At 50.5% G+C, this 24,415-nt stretch carries 20 protein-coding genes and 1 pseudogene; 3 read left to right on the top strand and 18 right to left on the bottom strand.

Annotated features, from left to right (window positions below):
• Window position 1: 1 nt before the first annotated feature.
• From A4E54_RS04460 to spoIIM, 15 genes are all read right to left on the bottom strand, one after another.
• A complete protein-coding gene (locus A4E54_RS04460; protein ID WP_286724649.1) occupies window positions 2-1,969 on the bottom strand; it encodes a (Fe-S)-binding protein in 1,968 nt (655 codons plus the stop codon).
• A gap of 36 nt (window positions 1,970-2,005) precedes the next feature.
• A complete protein-coding gene (locus A4E54_RS04455) occupies window positions 2,006-2,224 on the bottom strand; it encodes a hypothetical protein (RefSeq protein WP_240084058.1) in 219 nt (72 codons plus the stop codon).
• Between the two features lie 4 nt (window positions 2,225-2,228).
• Window positions 2,229-2,963 carry a hypothetical protein gene (locus A4E54_RS04450; protein WP_240084049.1) on the bottom strand — a complete coding sequence of 245 codons (735 nt, stop codon included), beginning with the start codon at window positions 2,961-2,963 and terminating at the stop codon, window positions 2,229-2,231.
• Window positions 2,964-3,040: 77 nt separating this feature from the next.
• Window positions 3,041-3,631: a hypothetical protein gene (locus A4E54_RS04445; RefSeq protein WP_240084048.1), complete on the bottom strand. Its 591-nt coding sequence runs from the start codon at window positions 3,629-3,631 to the stop codon at window positions 3,041-3,043.
• A 23-nt stretch (window positions 3,632-3,654) separates the two neighbouring features.
• Window positions 3,655-4,113, bottom strand: a complete 459-nt coding sequence (locus A4E54_RS04440) for a hypothetical protein (RefSeq protein WP_240084047.1) — start codon at window positions 4,111-4,113, stop codon at window positions 3,655-3,657.
• Window positions 4,114-4,125: 12 nt separating this feature from the next.
• Window positions 4,126-5,040 (bottom strand): Ig-like domain-containing domain, encoded by a 915-nt coding sequence (locus A4E54_RS04435; RefSeq protein WP_286724646.1) that lies wholly within the window; start codon window positions 5,038-5,040, stop codon window positions 4,126-4,128.
• A 61-nt stretch (window positions 5,041-5,101) separates the two neighbouring features.
• Entirely contained in the window at window positions 5,102-5,935 is an 834-nt protein-coding gene (locus tag A4E54_RS04430; RefSeq protein WP_240084045.1) for an energy-coupling factor transporter transmembrane component T family protein, read from the bottom strand.
• Window positions 5,929-6,786, bottom strand: a complete 858-nt coding sequence (locus A4E54_RS04425; protein ID WP_240084044.1) for an ATP-binding cassette domain-containing protein — start codon at window positions 6,784-6,786, stop codon at window positions 5,929-5,931. Before A4E54_RS04425 ends, A4E54_RS04430 begins: the two co-directional genes overlap by 7 nt.
• Entirely contained in the window at window positions 6,759-7,541 is a 783-nt protein-coding gene (locus tag A4E54_RS04420) for an energy-coupling factor transporter ATPase (RefSeq protein WP_240084057.1), read from the bottom strand. Before A4E54_RS04420 ends, A4E54_RS04425 begins: the two co-directional genes overlap by 28 nt.
• Before the next feature lie 301 nt (window positions 7,542-7,842).
• Window positions 7,843-9,843 carry an S-layer homology domain-containing protein gene (locus A4E54_RS04415; RefSeq protein ID WP_286724644.1) on the bottom strand — a complete coding sequence of 667 codons (2,001 nt, stop codon included), beginning with the start codon at window positions 9,841-9,843 and terminating at the stop codon, window positions 7,843-7,845.
• Window positions 9,844-9,847: 4 nt separating this feature from the next.
• Entirely contained in the window at window positions 9,848-14,122 is a 4,275-nt protein-coding gene (locus A4E54_RS04410) for an Ig-like domain-containing protein (RefSeq protein ID WP_240084042.1), read from the bottom strand.
• Between the two features lie 871 nt (window positions 14,123-14,993).
• Window positions 14,994-16,295, bottom strand: coding sequence for a pyrimidine-nucleoside phosphorylase (locus tag A4E54_RS04405; RefSeq protein WP_240084056.1), 1,302 nt, complete (start codon window positions 16,293-16,295; stop codon window positions 14,994-14,996).
• Window positions 16,296-16,300: 5 nt separating this feature from the next.
• Entirely contained in the window at window positions 16,301-17,470 is a 1,170-nt protein-coding gene (locus A4E54_RS04400) for a phosphopentomutase (RefSeq protein WP_240084041.1), read from the bottom strand.
• A 73-nt stretch (window positions 17,471-17,543) separates the two neighbouring features.
• The gene (gene xerD, locus A4E54_RS04395; protein WP_240084040.1) at window positions 17,544-18,431 is read right to left on the bottom strand and encodes a site-specific tyrosine recombinase XerD; all 888 of its coding nucleotides are present in this window, start codon (window positions 18,429-18,431) and stop codon (window positions 17,544-17,546) included.
• A 99-nt stretch (window positions 18,432-18,530) separates the two neighbouring features.
• The gene (gene spoIIM, locus A4E54_RS04390; RefSeq protein WP_240084039.1) at window positions 18,531-19,160 is read right to left on the bottom strand and encodes a stage II sporulation protein M; all 630 of its coding nucleotides are present in this window, start codon (window positions 19,158-19,160) and stop codon (window positions 18,531-18,533) included.
• A 237-nt stretch (window positions 19,161-19,397) separates the two neighbouring features.
• Between spoIIM and mciZ the strand changes: the two genes are divergently transcribed.
• Window positions 19,398-19,526 (top strand): Z-ring formation inhibitor MciZ, encoded by a 129-nt coding sequence (gene mciZ / locus A4E54_RS04385; RefSeq protein ID WP_240084038.1) that lies wholly within the window; start codon window positions 19,398-19,400, stop codon window positions 19,524-19,526.
• Window positions 19,527-19,589: 63 nt separating this feature from the next.
• Here mciZ and A4E54_RS04380 read toward each other — a convergent pair whose 3' ends face one another.
• The 3 genes and pseudogenes from A4E54_RS04380 to A4E54_RS04370 form a co-directional block, all read right to left on the bottom strand.
• Complete coding sequence (locus A4E54_RS04380; protein WP_240084037.1) at window positions 19,590-20,714, bottom strand: M20/M25/M40 family metallo-hydrolase; 1,125 nt, start codon at window positions 20,712-20,714, stop codon at window positions 19,590-19,592.
• A 137-nt stretch (window positions 20,715-20,851) separates the two neighbouring features.
• A pseudogene (locus A4E54_RS15880) lies at window positions 20,852-20,999 on the bottom strand (methyl-accepting chemotaxis protein); the annotation flags it as partial.
• Between the two features lie 205 nt (window positions 21,000-21,204).
• Window positions 21,205-22,449, bottom strand: coding sequence for a M48 family metallopeptidase (locus tag A4E54_RS04370; protein ID WP_502687921.1), 1,245 nt, complete (start codon window positions 22,447-22,449; stop codon window positions 21,205-21,207).
• 430 nt (window positions 22,450-22,879) lie between these two features.
• Here A4E54_RS04370 and A4E54_RS04365 point away from each other — a divergent pair, with 430 nt between their 5' ends.
• Both A4E54_RS04365 and A4E54_RS04360 read left to right on the top strand, forming a co-directional pair.
• Window positions 22,880-23,659, top strand: coding sequence for an ATP-binding cassette domain-containing protein (locus A4E54_RS04365; protein ID WP_240084036.1), 780 nt, complete (start codon window positions 22,880-22,882; stop codon window positions 23,657-23,659).
• A gap of 21 nt (window positions 23,660-23,680) precedes the next feature.
• On the top strand, window positions 23,681-24,391 hold the full coding sequence (locus A4E54_RS04360) for a GTP-binding protein (protein ID WP_240084035.1): 711 nt from the start codon (window positions 23,681-23,683) through the stop codon (window positions 24,389-24,391).
• Window positions 24,392-24,415: the final 24 nt, after the last annotated feature.

Below are 24,415 nucleotides of genomic sequence, written 5' to 3'. Positions count from 1 at the left end.
ATCACATGGCCATTTCCAATAGTTCGGCGATGTCCAGGACCTGAATTCGCTCCTGCGTCCCCTGGCGGGCCACCGTCTCCTCCATTAGCAGCTTGCAGTACGGACAGGCGGTGCAAAGCGCGGAGGCGCGGGTGGCGATTGCCTGTTGCACCAGGCTGGCGGCAATCAGATTTTCTGTCGCGGCTTTGGTCCAGAAACGGCCTCCGCCCGCCCCGCAGCAAAACGACCATTTCTCCGAGCGCCGCATTTCCACCAGCCTGACGCCGGGCAATGCTCTCAGGACTTCGCGCGGCTCGCGGTAAACATCGTTGTAACGCCCGAGATAACAGGAATCATGGTAGGTAATCGTCATATTATTGCTTTTTACGGGCTTCAGCCGGCCTTCTTTTAACAGGCCGGCCAGCAGGACGGAATGGTGGATAACTTCCCATTTGCCGCCGAACAGGGGATACTCATTTTTCAAAGTGTTGTAGCAGTGGGCACATAAAGTGATAATTTTCCGAACGCCCAACGCATGCCATTTCTTGACGTTGCTTTTTACAATCCGCTGAAAGAGAGCCTCATTTCCCATCCTGCGCGTTGTTTCGCCGCAGCACCACTCTTCCGCGCCCAGAGTTACAAAAGAAACGCCGGCTTTCTTCATTAAATTGCTCAGGGCTGTTGCCGCACTTCCGGCCCTTTCGTCAAAAGAAGCGGCGCAGCCCGGGAAATAAACATACTCCGCGCTGTTGTCTTCTGCCATCGTATGCATACCGGTGCCTGCCGGCCTGCCGGCGCTGTCGTTCCGGTCCATTCCCCACGGGTTGCCGTACAACTCGATATTGGCAAAATACCGGCGCATCTCATCAGGAAAATCATTTTTGGCCAGGACCAGGTAACGCCGCATTTCAATAATCTTGGCAGTATGTTCGACGGATACCGGGCAGGCTTCCTCGCAGCCGCCGCACATGGCGCAGCTCCAGATGAAATCCTTTTTGAAGACATTGCCGGTGACCTTTTTCTTTAAGACCCCCTGCGCCTGCTCTGAAGCAGCCTGCTTAACGCCCAGCCCTGATCTCTGCCTCAGCAGCAGCGGCGCCCTCTCTTCAATGTGCTTGCGGAGACGGCCCTGCAGTGGCTTGGGCTTGACCGGTTCGTCGCTCCGGTAAGCCGGGCACTGGTCGTTGCAGCGGCCGCACTTTGTGCAGGCGTAAGCCTCAAAAAGCTGCTTCCAAGTAAAATCCTCCATCTTGGCTACTCCCAGTGTCTTGTTGTCCGCATCTTTCAGATTTATTGTATTAATAGCCCCCCTGGGCTCCGGGGAATGCCAGTAGGTGTTAAAAGGCGCAAAGATAAGGTGCAGGTGTTTAGAGTTGGGGATAATCCAAAGCAAAGAAAAAATTGCCAAAAAGTGCGCCCACCAGAAAATGGATGCCGCCGCTGCGATGGCTCCGGCCGGCATGCCGGTGAATAAGCCGGAGAAAGCGCCGGCCAGAGGGGCGGGCCAAAGGGCGGTGCTGCCTGAATGCAGCGCCAAATTAGTCCCGTGATACAGCGCTTCGGTTAAAACGACAATAAAAATGAGCACGAGGAGAACAATGGCTTCGATATCGTTTTTCAGCCATTCCGGTTTCCTGACCGTCCGCCGCAGGAGACAGCCGGTTATACCCACGATAACCAGTGCTATGAACAGGTCTTTTATAAAAAGGTACGGGACGTTGTTTGCCACAAAGGGGATTCCGGCGTGTAAAAGCCTTTCGGCGGCCATGTCGGGAATACCCGGTAGCAGGCATAAAAAACCGTACATGATGAAAGCGTGACACAAGCCGAAGAGTGGATAACGGCGGATCTTTTTCTGTCCCAATACGTTGGCGGCAAAATACTTCCAGCGCCGGCGCGCCAGGCGGATATAACAGACCCGCCGGTAAACCGTATAAATAAAATATATACACGAGACCATTAAAAGAGAAAAGAACAAATAACTTTCCATAACACAATATTTCCTTCTTGTTTTCTGTCAGGACCTTCAGCGCTTCATACAGACGAAAGAATAACGGTCAATCCAGCGCCTGAACCGGCAGTTGTAGCAGGATCTTTCCTCTTCAGCCAGCAGTTCGTCCTCATCATCCAGTACAAAGTGAGGGCAGTTGCCCGCTATTCCGGCTGCCAGCAGCCAATCATGGCTGCCGCCTCTAAACCGGACTTGGCCCCTTTTATTTTTTTTTATCCAGTCATCCATGTTCATCACCTCAATAATGCTCCAGGTGGGCGTTGGTACAGGTTTTCCAAACCAGCGCGCCTTCCCGGCGGTAAACCAGCAGGGTGCGTTTTCCTCCCAGCAGCACGGTCTTTAATTTGTGTCCCAGCCGCACCTCTTCATTTTTGTTCAGAACGTAGCCGTCCACACTCTGCACCCTTTCCACCAGGTTGCTGCATAATATCTCAGTCACATTTATGATGGCTCCGGGAACTTTGAGTTCCAGCCTGCCCTGGAAGCGCCCGTCGTTATTGGTCATTCTCAGGCCGACGCCGGCCAGCGCCCCAATCACGCCGATACCGGCGCCACCGTGTTCAGACAGGTGGACACCTAGTTTTCCGGCTAATTCATAGGCTTCCCCTTTGGTTATGATCCTCTTTTTTGTCTCATAACCATAAGCGATCAGGCTCTCAACATCCCGCAGTTGCTCCTCCGCCGCTACGCAAAGGCCGGGATCGGAACCGGGCGCGCTGTCCCGCTCCAGGCACCCGGCGGCTGCCTCGATCAGAGGTTCCAGACTGGCGGTTTCAATTTCAGCGGTAAAGCACATGGAGCTATTGTGGGAAGTATAGGCTATGTCCGGGTGCAAAAGCAGCTGATGGCGGGTCAGCCCCTGGCAGTTTCCCCAGCGCCGTTCTTCAATAATCCTGATAATCTGCTTGGCCGTCTCCCCGGTCGCTCCCTGCTCGATACTGTCGGTGTCATCAATCCCTACATATATTTTCATTTCACACACCCCGTCTAATATATCTCTTTTATATCTTCTATACCTTCTTTGCGTCTTTGCCGGCGTCTCGCCGCAGGTCAGGTCTGCCAGGATGAGGCCAGGCGCGGCTTCAATCGTTTGATCAGCATCGCCGCCAGCACTCCCCCCGCAGCGCCGAAAATGACGTGCAGCAAGGCAGCGTAACCGAATCCCACCGCCAGAAATACCACCGGTATGTCAAGGATGACACCCAGGGCAATGCTGGTCAGCAGCTTGGACCAGCTGAGCAAAGCCCCGATAATGACACCCACCCATATGGATTCCAGCTTGTTAAGAAACAGTATGGCCAGAATATCCAGCAAAACCCCTGGCACGATGCACTTGAAAGCCAGCAAAGGTCCCTCTTTGCCCAGACCGAAGACGATGGCCAGCACTCCCGAAACGATGCCCATGATGGTCCCCGCGCCAAATTTGGGGATCAGTCCTTTTCCCAGCATCAGCAAGCCCATCCAGTATACGCTGGTATGGCCCGGCATGCCTATAGGCAGTTGGAACACAAACCTGCTGACGCTTATCAGAGTCCCGAACATGGTTAACCTGATCGCGTCGGCCAGGCCTATATTAAAAATAAAACTGTCCGCCGGAGTTTTTAAGTCAGCGGACATTTCTTCCTTCTCCATGTCCAGCATAATCAGCCACACCTCTTATCATATCAATCGGCGACATAAATTTTGGCGACTTCTTTAATAATGACACGATTTCCGCCTGCTTTGTCTGCCATGGCAAAGGTACTGTTGCTGTTTGAAGACAGGACAATACCGCCGATATCCCGTGGCCCCAGCTTGATATCTTCACTGTCGCCCGCCCCGCTCACCTCGATGTATTGATAACCAGCGACCCCCGCCGAACCAAGCACGAAACCCAGCGATACTTCATTATCACCATTATCGCCGGTTTCGCCCGCGTCTTTATTCATTTCCTGCTCCTGCCGGCCCAATTGTCTGATTACGCCGGCGTCCAGATAAGCAGTGGTTTCATCGTGTTGTATTACAGGCACAAGCCTGCCGTTCCGGCTTCCTTGAGCTTTGGTAATCTGTTCGAAAAAGTAAGACCCCCCAACTATCAGGATAAGGAGCAGGATGCCGGCGATTATCCGCTTGTTAACAGTCATGTTGTCTCCTCGCTATCCTTTTTTCTTTCTGCGGGAGACTTCCACGGCTGCCCAGCCCGCCAGCAGAATGCCTGATGCCGCGGCCACAATATTCTGCAGCCGCCGGCCCCGCTGAACGGCTGCAAACTTGGCGGCGTCCGCCTCGCCCGGCGCCGCTTCATTTGGCTGGTCCAAATCAGCTTCAGCGAGTGGTTTGCTTGCTGCCGCGCTGCCACCAGTTACAGGAGTATCTTCCGGCGCGGCATCGGGTGCCGGCTCTGTACCTGTGCTGCCAGTTACTGTACTGGTGGTTGATGCGGCGCCCGCACCGCCGGTTATCTTGTTGTCCGCCAGCGCGGCGCCTGCGCTGCCCGCCGCGGCGTCAGGCGGAGCATCTTCCGCTGCAATGGCCGGCCCGGAAATTTGCCTTATTTTTTCACCGGCCGTTTTAAACCTGATCGTAACCCCTTGGTTGTCGGTGGTCATGGAAAGCGTGGAACCGCCGTTTTTTGCCACCAAATCCGGGGCGACATATAACCTGTAGCCGGTCCCCGGAGCAAGCTGCCCAGCCGGTTCCACCCAGATATACTGCCTTTTGGTAAAATCTACCGTGTCATTAATTTTGCTTAAGATAAGCGCCAGCTCTTTGCCGTTTTCATCATAGAGATGAAAACAACGTTTGTTTTTTTCCCAGTAGATCAAACTCACGACATTCTTGTCAAATTGCATGGTGATCTTTGGTTTCAGCGGTACATTATCTGCCTTGATGATACTGGTTCCGTTATCAAGCGTTGCTGAGACAAGGCCCAGTGGTTTAAAAACACCCTGATCGTTTCCTGGCCCGTCGTCATTATCTCCGTAGGCGGCTAACGGTAAAGCGCTCAGAAGGACCGTGAACAGCAGCAGGGCAAGCAGTCCTGATCGCCGCCGCATTTTCCCGTTTGTCACATTTCCCTTTCCTTTCTTCCTGTGGTTTTATTTCACCCTCCACAACGGGTAACAAGAAGAGCTAACGTAAATTTTGCAGTGACTGCACCGGCAAGGCCGCGCAGTATATATACAGCAGCGGCAAAATACTTACCGCGGCTGTTATGGCCAGCGCCGCCAGATCACGGCGGCCGAAGCGCAGGTTTTTGGTCCGGCTGTGATGCGGCCCCCCTGTGTAGCACCTGCTTTCCATAGCCACGGCCAGGTCGGTGGCCCGCTGCAGCGAACCCGCCACCAGAGGTATGAGCACTGCCAGCAAAGTTTTTAAACGCACCAGCTTCTTCGGTGACGCAAATGGCGCCCCCCGGGATTTCTGAGCTTTGGTGACGGTCTCCGCCTCTTCTATCAGAGTGGGGATGAATCTTAGAGAAATCGTCACCAGCATGGCAAACTGATTTACCGGCACCCTGAGGCGGGTCAAGGGAGCGAACAAAGCCTCCAGCCCCCCGGCCATCTTCATGGGCGAAGTAGTCATGGTCAGGATGGTGGAACTAAGGAACAGGATAAGCAGGCGCAAGAATGTAGCCAGTCCCCGGTATACTCCTTCTATGGTCACTGTCAGCGGTCCCAGGCTGAACAGGGGATTTCCCTGGGTATATACGCATTGCGCCAGAAAACTAAAAATAAAAATAATCCATAGCCATTTAATCCCGCGCAAGACTGACGGCAAATTTATTTCCGACAGGAAAATCACCATAAAAATCAAGCCCGTGTTGAGCAGGAGCACCGGCCAGTTATAATTGACCAGTATGGCTGTAACTACGATCAGCCCCCCCAGAAGCTTGGTGCGCGGGTCCAATCGATGAATTAAAGAATTGCCGGGTACGTATTTTCCCAACTTCATTCTTCTCAACATTTAATCCTCTCCAGGACCCTGCCAATCTCGCCGGCAGCTTCTTCCACGGTCAAAACCCCGGTTTTCACTTTCAACCCCCGTTTTTTTAAATTATGCAGTAATTTCAGGTAATCCGGCAGCAGCAGGTCATAGTTCGGCAAATCATCGCGCGCCAAAAGCTCCCTGGCCGGTCCCCACGCCCGCAGGCGGCCGTTATCAAGCAGAGCGACGCGGTCCGACAGAACGATGAGCTCGTTGATGTAATGGGAAACCATAATGACGGTAACATCCTGTTCTTGCCGATATCTTTTAATGGCAGCAAGAATATGGGCGCACCCCTCGGGATCCAAGCCTGCCATGGGTTCATCCAGGACCAGGATATCCGGCTTCATCGCCAGAATGCTGGCAATAGCGATGCGGCGCCGCATCCCGCCGCTCAAACACAGCGGTGAAACGGCGCGCACCTGTTCCGGAACAAGCCCCACGTTTGCCAGGGCTTCATCAACCCGGACCTCAATTTCCGCCCTATCCAACTCCATATTGCTCAGCCCATAGGCCAGCTCGTCGTATACTGTCGCTTCAAAAATTTGCTGTTCAGGAAACTGGAACACCATACCCACATACTTCCACAGCTGCGACCCGTAGTGCTTATCCCGCGTATCAAAGCCCAGCACGGATATGCTTCCGGATTGAGGGTATAAAAGACCGTTAAAATGCTGAATCAGGGTTGACTTGCCGGAACCGTTGGCGCCGATAATCCCCAGAAATTCACCTTTTTCCACCGACAAGGTGATATTATCGAGAACCTTTTTCTCGTCTGGCGTCCCGCCATTATATGCATAGCTCAAGTTGTTGATTTCAATAACCGGCATATACTGTTCTCCATCTGCTCCAAAGTGCTGATCCGTTCGTCCAGCAGGCAGCCGCGCTTTCTGAGCATTTGAGCCAGACGCACAATATTCGGTGGCTTTAAATCAAGAGTTTGACCGGCCTGGTTGAATATTTCCCATGGCGGCGCGTCACGGACAATACTCCCTTCCTGCAGCACGATGATCCGGCCGGCCCCGGCCAGGTCCTCCATATTGTGGGAAATCAAGATGATGGTGATCCCCTGCCGGTTGTTCAGCTCCCGCAGGTAGTCGAGAATTCCCTGCCTGCAGGTCTGGTCCAGCATGGAGGTCGGTTCATCCAGCACAAGACAGGCAGGCCGCATGGCCAGGGCCGCCGCTATGGCCACCCGCTGCTTCTGGCCCCCGGACAGCATGTGCGGCGACTTATGCCGCAGTTCCTCCAGCCCCACGATCTGCAAGGCCTCTTCCACGCGAATTTCAATTTCCCGCAGCGGCAGGTTCAGATTTTCCGGCCCGAAAGCTATTTCCTCCTCGATAACCGGACTAACCAACTGGTTGTCCGGATTCTGAAAAACCATGGCCACCTGGCGGCGTATCTCTCTGATATGGCGCCGCTGGCGAGTGTCCATGCCGTTAACCATGACGCTGCCGGCGGAAGGAAGCAGCAGGCCGTTCAGCAAACGGGCCAGGGTGGTTTTGCCGGAGCCGTTCTTCCCGGCGATGCCCACGAATTCACCTGGCTTTATGGATAAATTCACAGCTTTTAAAGCGCGGATTTTGCCGCCCTGGCTGCCGGCATATTCTTTGCTGACGTTTATTAACTGGATTCCCGGCGAGTTGATAGCGCATCATCACCTTTTAACTTTTTGCTTGCGATTGCGCCAGTTGTTAATATTCACTACGCATTTTGTTTTGCGAAAGAATACGGATAACCCCGTAAGTACTCGTGCCGCTTACGGGGGAAAACAACATAACATAACAAAACAAACCTTAACAAATTATAGCATGATTCAGCGCAGGTGTTAATACCGGCCTGTAATCCTGCACCGGGCCTGGCATGAGCAACCGATGGACAGATTACAGTCCCAGCTTATCCATCATATTTTTCAGCATAACCGCACCTTCAGCGCGCGTGGCATTGTCAGCCGCACCAAAGCTGCCGTCGGTGCGCCCGTTAATGATCCCCAGGCTGTATACGGTCCGCACTGCCTCATAGGCCCAGGCGTCGATGCTTCTTTTGTCGCTGAATGTGATTTCTTTCAATTCAGGCGCCTGGCCGCCGGCATAGTTGTATGCGCGCTGGATCATCGCAGCCATTTCCTGGCGGGTAATCATGTCGTCGGGACGGAACTTGCCGTCAGCGCCCACAACCAGGCCGGCTTTTGCCGCCTTCAAGACATCATCGGCATACCACGCAGTGGCAGGCACATCGTTAAACAAATCAGCTGCCGCATTGTCCGCCAGATTCAAGGTCCGGCAAATCAGCGCGGCAAATTGCGCCCGGCTTATTTTAGTGTCCGGCGCAAACTCATCACTGCCTACTCCGCTAACAATCTGCCTGGCCGCCATTATCTCTATGTCCCTCTTGGCCCAGTGGGAGGCAATATCCGCAAAGGTCTTCCGGGATTCAGCCACCATGAAGGTCGAGAAGTGCCTGGCGCTGAATACCAGCTTGCCGTCCCGGACTCTTCCGCCCATGTACTCCCATTGATTGTTTTCTTCATTAAGGCAGTACACCCCCAGTTTGTCCGGGGCGCTTACATCCTCAGGAATAGGCAGGGTCATCATAACCGCCTGCTGAAAATTATGCAGCTCGGTAACGCCGGAAGACGCGCTAAAGATGTAAACCGCTTTTCTTTCAGTATCTCCCGGTGCGTTCTGCACTGTCTCGTCCGAAGCGAGCATCACGCTGAACGTCATTTCCTTGCCCTTCGTCAATGCTTCGGGCGGGATATACATGATTATTTCGCTGTCCTGGAGCACGATGGGCTTATGCTCGGCAATGGCCAGATCAACCACTGCCGCGGGAAACCGCCCGGCTTTTTGCGCGCCTGCCGCCGCTATTTCCGAGATATCCACCACGAGGGCGCTCATGTCAGCCTTCTTGAGAATAGCAGACGCCTTCTCGGTATCGACCTGCAAGGTTGTTATATTGCCATTCTGGACGGTCTTGCCTAAATCCGAAGCAGGGATGGCTGCCGGGAGTAAAGACCCCCCACTTGTCCCCCCTGGTGTGGACGTGGACGTGGTGGAATCGCCTGTCTTGAAATAAACCGTTATATCCTCACCCAGTTTGCTCCCGTTGTTGGCACACAGGTCTCCGTCAATCTTTACCGCATAGAGCGTATTTTCCTCGAGTTGTTCATTAAGGGAGAGGACCAGGCAGCATTGCCTTTGGGTCTGTAACTGCGTCTCACTCAGATCATAATAGCTTATAGTGGCGCTGCCCGCAGCAAGATCATCGATTAATTCCACGTCAAAAGAGACAGGCGTGTTATCCTCTCCTTTGTAGAGAGAGATGCAGTCTTCATTATTTTCGTTGGCCCCGATAACTACTCCCGGCATATCTTTATTGTTAATAAAGTAATTAACGTTGCCCTGAAAGGCCAGGGCCAGGGCATTCGTGCTTACGGGGATAACCTCCGTCGGCGTTTCCGTGACCCCTTCGGGATCCGAGCCAAGAAATGCTACTTCCTTCGGGGCATCGGAGGGCATCGAGAAGTCACTCTCTGCCGAAGCCTCGGCGGTATGGGCTGCAATGGTGTAATCGCCGTCGGAAAAGTCTGACGGCACGGTAAAGACCGTCATGTAGTACCCGCTCTCATTACTCTTTGTGCCGGCGTAATACTTAATACTGTTGGGAGAACCGGCAGGGTAAATCTCAAGAAAAACATCGGCGTTGCGCGTCGCTTCCCCGTCATTTGTTACCCGCCCCGCGACGGCCATGATGTACCCCGGACTGTAGGTCTTTCTCCCCCCGTTGGTTACAACCGTAATGGACTGATCGGCAAATACAACTTGGGCGTGGGCCGCGAGCAGGATGATGGCGGCAAGGATCGCGCAGATCGCTTTTTTCACGCCGCTACACCTCCTCCCTGGTCACTTGCAGTTCAAAGTGCATGGTTTTCGCCAGCACTCGCGGATTGTCCCTTTCCCTGGTGGTTTCACGCAGCATTACGTCAACATAGACATTCCCTGCGACATCCTCAGGCACTGTAAATACGATACTCTCTTTGCCAAAAACATGTGTGGGATTTGCAGTACTGTTCGCGGCGGTATTAAAGTACCCTTTACCCAGGATATCCCCGCCATGCTCAAGACGGGCGCCCTTTCCTCCCCTTGCTACAATGTAAGTCCTTGCATGGGAATGCTCGCGATCACTCATATTAATTGGCTGAATACTAAATACATATCTCTTGCCCGGCTGCAGCTTCTCCACGGCAGGAGATCCTGTCTCATCCAAGACCAGGCTGAACTGGGCAGGGATTACGGCAGGCTTGGTATAGAATTCCACACCGGCATCCGCGCCCAGCGCATTCCCCTGCTTGTCGGTCAGCTTGCTGGGCACGGTTATTTTATAGTGTCCGCCGTTGGCCAGCTCCTGGTCGGGTGTAATCACAAGCTCAGTCCCATCGCCGTTAAACCGATAGCTGCATGCTGCTTTCGCGCCGCCTGCGGTGGGGTTGCCCAGCGTGCCAATCTGCTCAAGGATTACGTCGGCCCCGTCACTGATCGACGCAGGGTCGATCGGATTTACAAAGCCCAACGTCAACTCGGCATCCGTGTCAATTTCATAGGATTCCACACCGTCTGGAGGCGAATAGAATATCACGGAAGGTGTTGTGGTAAAGCTCCAGATGCAATCTGCCGACAGGTGGTTACCATCCTTGTCGGCAACCGCGGTCGAGACTGTGACGGTGTACTGGGCGCCATATCCCAGTTTGGCTTGCGGTGTCAAGACTACTTTCTTTTCCGCGGCCTCATAGGTTACATTGGCCGCGAGAGCCTGCCCGTCCTTGGACAGGAGAACGGTACCGTTGTTGATCGTATCCGCGTTCATCTCTTTTGAGAAACAGAATTCAATCACGCTGTCGAGCGCGACTCCTTTTGCAAACGGAGCCGGAGACTGCTTGTAGATGCCGAACGGACCATAGTTCTCGCGAACCAGCGGCAATGGATTATCCGGATCGGCCGCTATGCAGATGTCAACATCCCAACTATTTCCCGATAAAACATTGTCCAGTTTTAAGGCCGTCTCTGCCGCAGCAGCCGTATTCTGATCCTTGATCTCGACCCCGTCCACTGTCGCGTAGACCGTTTCCGGTCCTTTAACTGTTTCGTCGTCATAATACTTATAGCTTTCGCCTGTCCAAACCCTAATACCACTGTCGCAATTATAGATATTATTACCATGCAGCTCAACATTGGCTTTATCCCTGACAAAAATTCCCGCGGACGTAAAGCCGTCGTGCAATCCCGTATAATGATCCGTGATTAACTGCCCCGGGTCATCATTGCTACTGTTATAGCCGGTAGTTAGCTCACCTTTGTAGTCTTTAATCTCACAGTTCCTGATAGTTGGCGTGCCCCATTGAGCGAGGACAGCGTAACCGGGGCTACCCTGACCGTCAAAGGTACAGTTTTCAATTGTTTGACTGCCCAGATAAAGCGGATTTGTGGTCGGGAAATCATACAGGAAGACACCGGCCCTCTCGGCAGGCGTAAAACTGCAGTTACGGATCGTCGCTCCACTGCGGCAGTTAGACATAATCGCATATTTGGTCCTGCTCATACCGGCGAATTCGACATTCTCTATTCCACAATCGCCGTTAGTACGCATAACCGCCTGCAGCTTTTTGCCGTTGGCATCGACTTTCACATTCTGGACAATATCACCGTCTTCCATATTGACAAACATATAATCGCCTTCAGTTTTGGGGTAAGTGGATTCCAACTCATCAAAACCGGATCCTGCCTTTACAGTCTTGCCCTGGAAATCGATAACCCCGGACGGTGAAAATCTATTATTAAAAATAATCGTCTTAACATCCGGGCGCGCAATGGCGGTAAGCAATTCATTCTTTTGCCGCTCGGCATCCCCTTCATGACCGCCAAATTGATCCAGACTGCTGCACAACTTATATTCCTCGGTCCACTTGACCGTAATGGGTACGGTGACCGTCACAGTGACTTTGCCGCGTTTAATGGTCCCCGTTAAATTCACTACCGCCTCGTCGGAGTCTAAGGGCATAAAAACCCTGAAAGGGGTAACGTTTTCAGTTATAACCAAATCCGGGCGGTCGCTCTCCCACCCTATATTTGCGCCATATCCTTTTTTAAGGGCCGGATCGCCAGGAACATACCTCGCATAGAAATCCTGTGTTACTTGATCTTTTGAATCCCCTTCCGCAAACAGGAATACTTGCGGGTCGTTCTTCTCAATATCGTCTTTGACCCTTTGGACGATTTCCTCATGCTTCATAGCTAAAACAAATGCAGAATGGCTAAAGGGGTCGCCGCCCGCGTCTCCGCGGGTGTTGCCGTAAGGGTCGTAGCTTTTAATTTTATAGCTGTAGCTCTGGCCATACACGACATCATAATCGTAGTATGTAAAATCTCCGTTCCGCCAGTCCATTTTCTTATAGGCTTTTATCTCGCCAATTCTCTTAATTAAGACATCGTCCCTCCATATTTCCCAACAGCCGATTCCGGAACCCTGATCTTTAGATTCCTCAGTAATTTTTATACCATAATTTCCCTGATCATCGAGAACGTATCCATCCGTGCCCATATCCGTGGTGTCCGGGATAAAGTAGTCATACATAACGCTGTACATATGAAACCTGCCGTCCGTGGAAAAGTCATCGTCATCGCAGGTCAGCTTGAATATGCCGCTTCCCATTTCCGAACGGTCAACATCGTTCAGGAAGGTCCAGGGCTCGATGTTCCCCTGTTCATCGACACCTTCCGGATAAGTCTGGATTCTCCCATCGTAGACCGAGCACTTATCAAGGTACTGCTCAGGAATAACGTCGTAGGGGATCGGAACAGTCAGGATCACCTTTTTACCTGGAGCGGCGGGCCCTTTGAGCAAAACGCCGTATACCGGCCCTAAGTCCGCGGGTGTTGCCGGGCGTATGGCAACCTCCCACGGTTTGGTCTTGTTTTTCGCGTCGCTTACCGTGACCGTATTGCCACCCATCAGCGCTTCGGCGTATAGCTTCAGTCCGCTTTCGAAAATGTAGGTCTTGCCCTGTTGAATGGGTGTTTCAACGTTCAGCGCCAGCACCACCGGTTCCTCGGTAATATCTCCGGCAGGAGTTCCAAAAGCAGGGTCGGCCTTAACGCGGAACGCCAGTTTGCTTATACTGGTGTCAATGTCATAACTGCTTGCATCAATGACCGCAGTAGTTCCGTCAACCTCCAGGTCATGCCAGTCCGTATAATCAGTACCATTCACGGCAATGCGGTATTCCAGGTTGGAAGCGTTGTCTGGCAAACCTGTCAGCGTGATTTGCGTCCCGCTGAGAATCGCTCCCCCGACAGAAGGCGCCTCCGGCGCTGGCGGTATCCCTTGTACAATAGTCTGCGCCGCGCTGTCCCCGGCGGGAGTGTTTGTATCAGGGCTGGCCTTGACACGCACTTCTATGGTGCTTTGCTCTACCGTGAGGCCGGTTGCCGTTAATGTTGCGGTCCGGTTAACCACTGCCAGGTCCGACCACCCGCCATAGCCTGCTTCTGTCCCGTCAGCCGAGATGCGGTATTCCAGATTGGCTGCATTACTCGGCAGCCCGCTTAATGTCAGCACATCCCCCAGCAGTGTCGCGGAGGTAAAAGACGGGGCGGCCGGCTTTTGCGGCGCGACTGTCGTAAAGCCGATTTCAGTATCAGCGCCCAGCGTATTTCTATTGTTGTTCGCAGTAATATCACCCTGCAGCGTCAGGACATACTGGCTGCCGGGAATTAAATCGCCGTACACACTGTATGTAACCGTTAACGGTGAGCCCTCTCCAACCGCAACTTCTACCTGACTGCGGCTGCCGTCAACTATTCGCTCTAATTTTACTTTGCTTCTGTTGTCAACAATATAGGGCGGGTTTTTCGCAGAACCATCATAATAGCCCTGCACGGTATTGCTGAAAGTTATCGCAAAATTCCCGTTCAACGGGATATCCGGATTGCTTGCCGGGTCTGGCGATTGAACCAGAGCAGTAGTGTTGTTCAGCTTGACATCGCTGAGTGTCAAACCTGCCGCATAACACTCCTTGACCGGAATAAAGCCCATAAAAAGCGTTATGCAAAAGATTGTTAAAAGAGAAAAAAACGCATTATGTGTTTTTCTTTTGCCGTTAATCATTTTATAATTCCTCCAACATGTGAAAGTATTCTTTTTTGGTGTCTCGCTATTCAGCCGGGGTGGAAGCAAGGTTTTTTAATTGCTGGCAGGGTCTATGACCATGTTAAATATGTAGGCGGCTTCCGGATGCTTACCCTGGGATGCTCGGAAGGAAACACTCTAGCTCCTTCTATCCCAATAGATTTAACAGCATTTTACCCCCCCTCTTAAGTAATAATAGTCGTTAGAAGCCTCACTATTAGCTAATCCTTCATGACCGGAATTTTTTCAGCCTCCTTTCATTAATGTTAAAGATTTTGCCTGACTAATTGATGAATTAAAAAATTCCGGAGCAAGTCCTATTCAAAATGTTCTCATCTGTTTCATGTGAGAAAAGAAAACATCCTGTGTCCTTCTGAATGCTGTTTAGAAGCGATTAACCCTCCGCTTTGAAAATCAAGCGCTTATACCTATGGACATAGATTAAATATATTTATAGTCATGGAGATTATAACATAACTCAACTTAATTAGAAATAACAAAATTAAATTTTTTATTGTATTATATCTATTATTATTAAGTAATGAAACGAAGGGAAATATCCTATAAAATTTTGTTGGGGCTACCGCCGACACTTTATTGTCTTCAAAGAAAATGATATGGGGAGAAGTGAAAAGGGATAAGCTTATTCAGTGGGTAAACATTGAAGCTGTTAAGGCTTATGCGGAATAGGATAAAACAATTATGGCACAAATGACTTATAATGACTTTCAGGAGGATAATAATAAGAATTATCAGAAATGGATGGGAGCGCAAAGTGGTATATGAATCTAAAATTAAAGTATGGGCTGCCGTTCGCTGGCATTGCAATCACTCATAAACTAAACTTCCGCTATTGAATGACTTCATATACGCAATTAATCGGTTCCGGTTCAGTGTCACTTAAAGAATACGCGCTTCTTACCGTATTCTCAGCTTCTTTACAATTTTCCACGTCCGTGTGCAAAATACAAATGGTATCGCCTGTATTGACTTTATCCCCTATCTTCTTGACCATCGTCAGGCCCGCGGAGTGCGCTATGCGGTCATCCTTCTTCTTTCGACCCGCCCCCAGCAGCATCGCCGATACTCCCACGGCTTCGGCGTTGATAGCCGTCACATACCCTGCACCCGCGGCTTTAACCGCAAAATGATATTTTGCCTGCGGCAGCTTTTCGGGGTGTTCAATAACATCAGGATTGCCGCCCTGGACTGTGACGAGTTGTTTCAGTTTCTCCACAGCTTTACCGGACTTGATCACTTGCTCCAAAGCGCTGTATGCCCTGTCAAAGTCCGGATAAGCCCCGCCCAGCACGGCCATGTGCGCGGCTATCGTAAGGGAAACAACGGCTAGGTCGGGAGCGCCCCGGCCTTTCAATACTTCAATAACCTCTTTAACTTCGTTCGCGTTGCCGACCTCGCGCCCCAGCGGCTGGCTCATGTCTGTGACAACGGCTATTGTCTTTCTGTTCAGAGATTTGCCTATTTCAACCATTGTCTCAGCCAGTTCTTTAGCCTCGGACAGAGACTTCATGAAAGCGCCGGACCCGACTTTAACATCCAACACCACGGCATCGGCCCCTGAGGCAATCTTCTTGCTCATCACCGAGGCGGCGATCAAGGGAACACTGTCCACTGTGGCGGTAACGTCCCGCAAGGCGTATATTTTTTTATCGGCGGGAGTCAAGTTCGCGCTTTGACCCGCTATCGCCATTTTATAGATATTCACGTTATGGATGAATTCATCCCTGGACAGCTCTGTTTTAAAGCCCTCAATGGACTCCAGCTTATCAATCGTCCCACCCGTGTGTCCCAAGCCCCTGCCGGACATCTTGGCCACGTGGACACCTGCCGAAGCAACCAGCGGGATAATAATCGGGCTTACCTTGTCTCCCACTCCGCCGGTCGAGTGCTTGTCAACTTTAACCCCTTTGATTTCCGTCAAATCTATTTGCTCTCCCGAATTAACATAGGCAAGAGTAAGATCCGCGATTTCCTTCTTATCCATGCCTTTAAAGCATATCGCCATGAGCAGGGCAGACATTTGATAGTCAGGTATTATCCCGGCGGTGTATCCCTCAACGAGGAAACGAATCTCGTCCCTGGTTAATCTTCCGCCCTGTTTCTTTTTGTTAATTAGATCAACGACTCGCAACCTGGTCACCTCACCTCAGTCCAGAAGCTCCTGCCCACTGTCGTCTTCAAACGGAAAATATCAGCCACTGTCGCCGCGACGTCCGCGAAAGTTTCTCTCACCCCGAGATTCACTCCCGCCTTGACCGCCTTGCCGTAAACCAGCAAGGGCACATACTCTCTGGAATGATCGGTGCTGGAAGTAGTCGGATCGCAGCCGTGGTCAGCCGTAACAATCGCCAGGTCTTCATCACGCATGGCATTAAGCAGCTCCGGCATTCTCCGGTCCAGTTCCGCCAAAGCCGCGGCGTAACCTTCCGGATCATTGCGGTGCCCGTAGAGCATGTCGAAATCCACCAGGTTGGTGAAGAGCAATCCTTCCCCCGGAGCACGCAGCAGTTCCAATGTCCGGTCGATACCTTCCACGTTGCCTGCGGTGGCAACCGCGCGGCTGATCCCCTCCCCCGCGAAAATATCATTAATCTTGCCCACAGCGGTAACCTGTAGGTTATTTTCCACCAGCAGCTTCAGCACAGTTTTGCCCGGCGGCTTTAATGAATAATCATGCCGGCGCGCCGTCCTCCGGAAACTGCCGGGTTCCCCGACAAACGGCCTGGCGATAACCCGCCCGACGGCATGGTCTCCGACCAGCATTTCCCGCGCGGTCTGGCACATTGAATAAAGCTCCTCTATGGGGATTATCTCTTCGTGGGCGGCTACCTGAAAAACGCTGTCCGCGGAAGTATACACGATCGGGTAGCCGGTTTCCAGGTGCTTTTCGCCCAATTCCTTAATTATCTCCGTACCTGAGGCGGCTATATTGCCAAGCACCGGCCGCCCGATCTTTTTTTCGTACATTTCGATCAATTCCGGCGGAAAACCGTTAGGATATACCGGAAAAGGCCGCTCCAGGATGATGCCGGCCATCTCCCAGTGACCGGTGGTGGTATCCTTGCCGGCGGAACGCTCGGCCATGCGCCCGTAGGAAGCCGCAGGGGTTTGGACCGGAGGCGTTCCTTCAACATTAATGATGTTACCCAGGCCTAGATATCCGAGGTTGGGCAAATTTAGTCCGCCGACCGCTTTAGCCGTGTTGCCCAGGGTATTGCTGCCGGCGTCGCCGTATTCCCCGGCGTCCGGCAGTTCTCCCACCCCCACGCTGTCCATAATCAGCAATAATACCCTTTTAACCTGCACAGTTTCATCTCCCAACTGCAATAACTATCTCTACTATTATTCTCTCATACTGACTACTGGCTTCTTAATAGATTTACGCCCTCGGGTGGCTGCGGTTGTACACTTCTTTCATCCTCTGCTTCGTCAAGTGAGTATAAATCTGCGTTGTGCTGATATCCGCGTGTCCTAACATTTCTTGGACCGAACGGAGATCCGCGCCGTTCTCCAGCAGGTGGGTGGCAAAGGAATGCCTGAATGTATGGGGCGTAATCTCTTTTTTTATATTCGCCTTTAAAGCATATTTTTTAATGATTTTCCAAAAGCCCTGCCTGGTCAGCCGCCTCCCATGCTGGTTAACAAACAGCGCGGGCGGGTTGCCGGCCTTTGTTAGTTTGCTCCTGCCCCGGCTCAGGTATTCTTTGAGAAAACGCGCAGCCACGTCACCCACCGGTATGATTCTCTCTTTTGAACCTTTTCCGAAACAGCGAATAAAACCGCTTTCCAGATTAATGTGCTCCAGGTTAAGGGAAACCAGCTCCGAAACCCTGATGCCGGTGGCGTACAACAGTTCCAGCATGGCCTTGTCCCTGATTCCCGCCGGTTCACTAATCGAGGGCTGGCCAAGCAGGGTATCCACTTCTTCCACCGTCAACACCTTTGGCAGCTTTTGCGCCAGTTTGGGAAACTCCAAGTCGGCAGTCGGGTCTTTCTGGAGGATATCCTCGCTGACCAAATACTTATAAAAAGATCTGGCCGCGGCAAGGCGGCGCGAAATAGTCGCCGGAGAGCGGCCCTCCAGCTGCAGTTGAAAAAGGTATGACATGATTACATTCTTGTCTGCCTGCTCCAATGATTTCAGCCCGCGTTTCCGGCAGAACTCCAGGTAACCGTTCAAGTCAAGACGGTAGGATACCAGTGTGTTTTCGGCAAGTCCGCGCTCGACCGCGAGATGGTAAATGTATTCGTCAAGGAGCTCGATCATTTTATATTCACGCTCCCAGGAATTAATTTGCCGCAATAAAAAAGCAGAGTCCCTTTAACTCTACTTCCACACAAAACCAGATAATCCTTTTTGTAAACATCAAAACACATAACTGGCCGCGACCTTGATCAAAAACGGCGTCAGGTAAACTTCCACCAAACCGGCGCCGGCGAAACAAGCCATTACCAAAACCATCATCCAGCTATAAGCGACAAAGCTGGGCCACACTTTTATTTTTGAGTTATGAAACCGTTTAAACAATAGCCACGCGAAGGAAAGTGAGGCGGCCCCCGCGAACAGCAAGGCCGGTATCATCACAATATTATGAGGCAAAACGGCTGCGAGGGTTAAGACTGTGTCTTGCATACTTTTTTCCCCGGACAGAAACTCGATCGCAAATCCCAGGGCAAAACCCCTGACAAAAAGAATGGCCAGCACCAAAGGAATACCGATAACCGTGAGACCCAGCAGATAGATTGCCGCAACCAAAATCATCCCGTTATACAGGACATTCCTCGCCGCCATGGGAAAATCTATTTCCAGCATACTTGCATGTTGTAAAAAAAGATCTATCTCGGTTTGCAGCTGCTCGGTCTGATCGGTCTGCAGCTTTTGCACGCCGGCGTAACCCGCCGCCAAACCCAGGCTAAAAACTAAGATAACAATAAAATAAACAGGCCACTGCCGGCGCAGGGAGTTTTTCCAAAGCGTAAAAAACGTTTTAAGCAAAACAACCTGCCCCCTCTCTCCCCAAACCTGTCCATGCTTAATTTTTATGGGTTTGCCGCGTTTTTTATGACTGGTTCACTCTCATATTATTTTCCGGCAAAACATAGATATAGTTAACCTTGAGTAGTCAAGAGTCAGGAGCCAGGAGTCAGAATATTTCGGAATGAAAATTCTTTATTCTGACTCCTGAATTCTGACTCCTCCTCAGTTACAATTATTTTCAGAAAGGAGAAAAAAATGCAATTATACACTCATCGAAATGGTATTGTCATTTTTGGAAAAATAAAAGAAGCCCGGCTATTGTTGGCTGAATACGCCCTCATGTACCGGACTGTCCAGGAATTGATCGGTAAGATATTAAACTAACCCACGTAGTCAGGAGTCAGAATTAGAATATTTCAGAATGATAAATTATTTTTATTCTGACTCCTAATACTTTATTTTTTGCGCTACCTTGATAATCTCGAATAAGTACCGGACGTTTTCAAGCAAATCGGCTACCGTTATGTATTCTTCGGTTGTATGGACTTTTTTCATGCCAATGCCGAGTACCGCTGTTGCTATTCCCTTACTGTTGAATATGTTCGCGTCGCTGCCGCCGCCCGTTTTTGCCAAAATGGGCTCCAGTCCGAGATTCCTGGCCGCTTCCACAGCTATTCTAACCGGCGGAGAGTCTTCCGGCAGGTTGAATTCAGGATATATTGTTTCTATTGCAATATCGGCGCGTGCCCCGAACTTCTCCGCCGCATCCTCGATAGCGCGGCGCATCTGCCCGGTCTGCCGCATCCGTTTCTCGGCGCTCAGACTTCTGGACTCACCTTGGATCGTGACGCTGTCAGGTACTATGTTAACTGCCTTACCGCCTGAAATAACGCCGATGTTGCTGGTTGTTTCATGATCAATCCGGCCGACTTTCATCTGTGCTATGGCGTGCGCCGCCACTTGGATAGCGTTTACTCCCTCTTCAGGGTTGATTCCGGCATGAGCCGCCCTGCCCCTGACCGTGGCGCCAATCCGGTCATGTGACGGCGCAACCGTCACAATCGTGCCCGGTTGCCCGTCGCTGTCCAGCACGAAGCAAGTCCGTGCGCTGATCAGGGAATAGTCCAGGTTCTTCGCGCCGAAGAGACCCCCTTCTTCCCAAATAGTAAACGCTGCCTCCAGGCCGCCATGGACAATATCGTTTTCTATAACCAACCTTAGGGATTCCAGTATGGCCGCAATCCCGGCTTTGTCATCCGCGCCCAGCACTGTTTCACCAATGGAACTGACTACCCCGTTTTCCACTTTGGGCCGAATCCCACAGCCCGGCTCAACGGTATCCATATGGGCGCTGAGCAGCAATACCGGCCCTTTTCCCGTTCCCGGCAGCCTGGCGATAATGTTGCCTGCTTCGGCCTTGGCTTTTTTACCGGCCTCATCCTCCCAAACCTCCAGTCCCAGGGCAGTCAGCTTCTTCTTCAGCAAGTCGGCCATCCGCCGCTCCTTGCCGGAAACACTGTCGACTTGCACCAGTTCCAAAAACTCTTCAATAGTCCGGTCAGCTGTATGCACAGGTTCTCTCCCCGTTCACGTTTTTTATCCAAATAGACAGAGCGCTTATTTACCCATTTCCAAACCTGATATTACGGCAGTCTTTTCGATTCCATTAATCAACCCTTTGATAGAGTTTTCGGTATCATTCAATACCTTGCCAATATTTTTTGCCGCCGCGGCGCTGTTTTCAGCCAGTTTGCGGACTTCTTCCGCCACCACGCCAAAGCTCCTGCCATGTTCGCCGGCTCTTGCCGCCTCAATAGCGGCGTTTAAACTGAGCAGATTGGTGTCGTCAGCAACCTTTTTAATAAAATCAATCGCCAACAATTAAAACATTCATGCATTCAATCTCCGATAAAAATATTCCACCCTTTTCTATCAGCAGTGCGCCTCTCCGGTGTAGAAATATTCGCGGAAAAAGCACCTGATTTATTATTAAAAACAACCAAATGGTAAAAAATCCCCATGCAGCATTATAACACGACAATAAAGCAAAAAAAAGGAATTATTACCTTGATGGTTCTGAAAATAAACTATCCTCACCGGCTTGCTTTATTTTTTTTATCCGGTTCAGAGCGGAAGGATGACTGTAGCTGAACCAGTGTATAAATGCGGGGGGCGCAACGTCGGATAAATTCCTGGCGGCCAAGTCCACCTGAAGCCGGAGCGCGGCGGGAACATCTCCGGTCAAAGACACCGCGACATGGTCCGCCTCCACTTCCATACCCCTGGAAAAATAATTTTGCAGCGGATTTCCGGCAAAAGAAGCCAGTAAAAAGAACAACAGGATAAGCGCCAATACATGCGGCGGGTAACGGGTGAATTGAGTTACCGATGTCCGCAACAGCACAAATAGAAGGCCCCAAAAGAAAATATTGCCCAGGACGCCCAGGGCCAGTCCCCGGATGATATGACCCCGGCTCCAATGAGCCATTTCGTGAGCCACCACGGCTTTAACCTGATCGGGCGGGTAATCGGCTAACAGAGTATCGTATAATACAATGCGTTTCGTCTGTCCCAAGCCGGTAAAATAAGCATTGGCCTTTGTGGTGCGCCTGCTTGCGTCCATTATCAGCACTTGCCCGACTGGCAGCCGGGCTTTTTCGGACAATTCATGGACCATGGAAAGAACCGTCGGGTCATTTGACGGCGTAAACCGGTTAAAAAGGGGGGCGATTACCACCGGCCAGAAAAAGGTCTGTATTACAAGCCAGAGCGAAACAATAGCGGCGCCGGCCAACCACCAGGTACCGGGCCAGCGATTAATAGCCCCGAACAATAAAACAACTCCTGCTGTAGATAGAAACAAATCCAATCCGGCGCTTTTGCAGTAATCCACCCACCAAGCTCCGAGAGTTTGGGTGGAAAACCCCCATTGATGCTGCCAAAAATAACCGCTGTAAAGTGTAAAGGGTATATTTAACAGCTGCAACGACAGCCATATGATTAAAAAAAACAGCAAAAGACTGCCCCAATAATTATCCCCGGTCAAACGTTGGACCCAGCGCGAAAGGTCCGTTAGCCTGCCGCTGAACACCAGCCATAGTAAAAACGACACTTGCCCAAGAAAGCCGCAGATATAGGCCAGCCTCAGGATCATATTATACTGGCGGCCCTGGTTTATTTGTTCAGCGCTAAAATAATAACCCGCCTCCGGAAGCACCCGCCCGGGGAAAAGGGTAAACCAGAGGTAGAGCAAACTTAAAAAACCGGCCGCAAAAACCAGGATCAGCCAGGCACTGTTTAATCGCAACTGCAGTTTTCATCACCCCGTGTTAAGATTTTTACATACGCTTTTTCAAACTTGCCTGTCAAGCCTTTAGAATAGGTATATGCAGCGTGGGATCAGGATAATCCATATACAAAAAATACTTTGTAATTTTTTCAAAATACATTTCACTAGTCCACTACTTGTATTGTATGTTTACCGTTAATATTTTAAATGAAATTCAATATATTTAAAAAAACTATACCGCCCGCTACAGATGTAATTCATATGCCGGGATTTTTATGTTTATATTATCATTACCCTTTTTTTACTATCAATGTAAGACTATTACTTCATTAACATTATCTAAACATATAAAATAATTAATCCGCATATGCAAACCTACTAGTCGTTTAATATTATATATGGATAAAAATACGGTGTAATAGTAAAAAAGACTACTAGGAGGTAGGATATGATAAATACAATTACAATTCTTCCAGGTTTGGATAAAGCAGGAGGCAAAGAAAATTACCGACACCTGACTTTAACAGCCGGTGAAACCGTATCCATAGTGGGCCCGACAGGAAGCGGAAAAACCGCTTTAATTTCTGACATTGAACTGCTGGCCCAGGGGGACAGCTCAACCAGACGACGCATATTAATTAATGGAAAAATTCCGTCCGATGAAATAAGATACAACCCCGCTATGAAACCAATCGCTATGATCACTCAGAATACAAAATGCTTTACCGATTTAAGCACGATGGAATTTTTAAAGATTCATGCCAGAGCCAGAAAAATAATTGATGAAAAGGTTATTATAGAGACCATCGACTTGGCCAACAAATTTACCGGTGAAAAAATTGACCGGGAGACAAGAGTCACCGTCCTGTCAGGCGGGCAAACGAGGTCCCTTTTGATTGCCGACGCCATATTGATCGGCGCGGCTCCGATAATTTTACTGGACGAGATCGAAAACGCCGGTATCTTCAAACAAGAAGTTATCGACATTATTAAAAACACTTCCAAAATAATAATTTTTGTCACCCATGACCCGGTGATTGCCCTTTTATCTAAAAAGAGAATTATTATGGAAAATGGCGCGGTAAAAAAAGTTCTCAGTCAGAATGAATTTGAAACAAAGGCCGCCGCAAACCTTTTGGAACTGGATAAGCAGGTGGGATTTATCAGGGAAAAGTTAAGAGCGGGAGATGAGATTACCAAAGACCTGATCAAGGTTAACTTTGCTTGAATTAATTATGGAGGTGTTTTTTTGAAACTTTTGGTAATAGCCGGTCCCCCGTCAGCGGGTAAAACTTCCCTAACCAAACAAATTGTAAGAAGATTTAAAGATGAGATGACCATTGCTTTCTTAAAAATCGACGTAGTGAAAGCTTATGAGGACATTGAACTGGGCAGGGAATTCAAAATTCTAACAAAAAAGATCTATTCCGGTGATTTATGCCCCGACCACGCCGGGGTGATGGTACTGGGAGACGCTGTTGAATGGGCGGAAAGCAAGCATGCGGACCTGTTTGTCGTGGAAAGCGCGGGGTTGTGTCTGCGCTGCTCGCCCTATTTAAATCAAGGCTTGGGGATAATTGTCCTCAGTTCCATATCCGGGATTCACGCGCCTGAAAAAATGGGCGCCATGGTTAGCCTCGCCGACATCGCCGTTGTCACCAAAATAGACCTGGTCAGCCAGGCTGAGCGGGAAGTCTTAATCCAAAAAATAAAAGACGTGCATCCGAATCTGATTCTAATTGAAACTAACGCTTTGCAGGGCACCTCTTTGCACCGTCTTTACGAACTGATTAAACAATCAGAAGAGATCGATTCAGATAAGCTATATCTAAAAGGAAACCCACCTATTGGAACCTGTACCATATGTGTAGGCAAGAAAGAGATCGGTTGGAAACACCATTTTGGCGTCATAAAAAAATTGGACGGTCAAATCGCCGAATACCTTTATCGGGGTGAGTGAGATGCAATACTGGCTTCCACCAGG

This window comes from Pelotomaculum sp. PtaB.Bin117, from assembly GCF_002067195.1.
GTDB lineage: Bacteria > Bacillota > Desulfotomaculia > Desulfotomaculales > Pelotomaculaceae > Pelotomaculum_D > Pelotomaculum_D terephthalicicum.
This window is presented reverse-complemented; position numbering and strand designations above follow the sequence as displayed.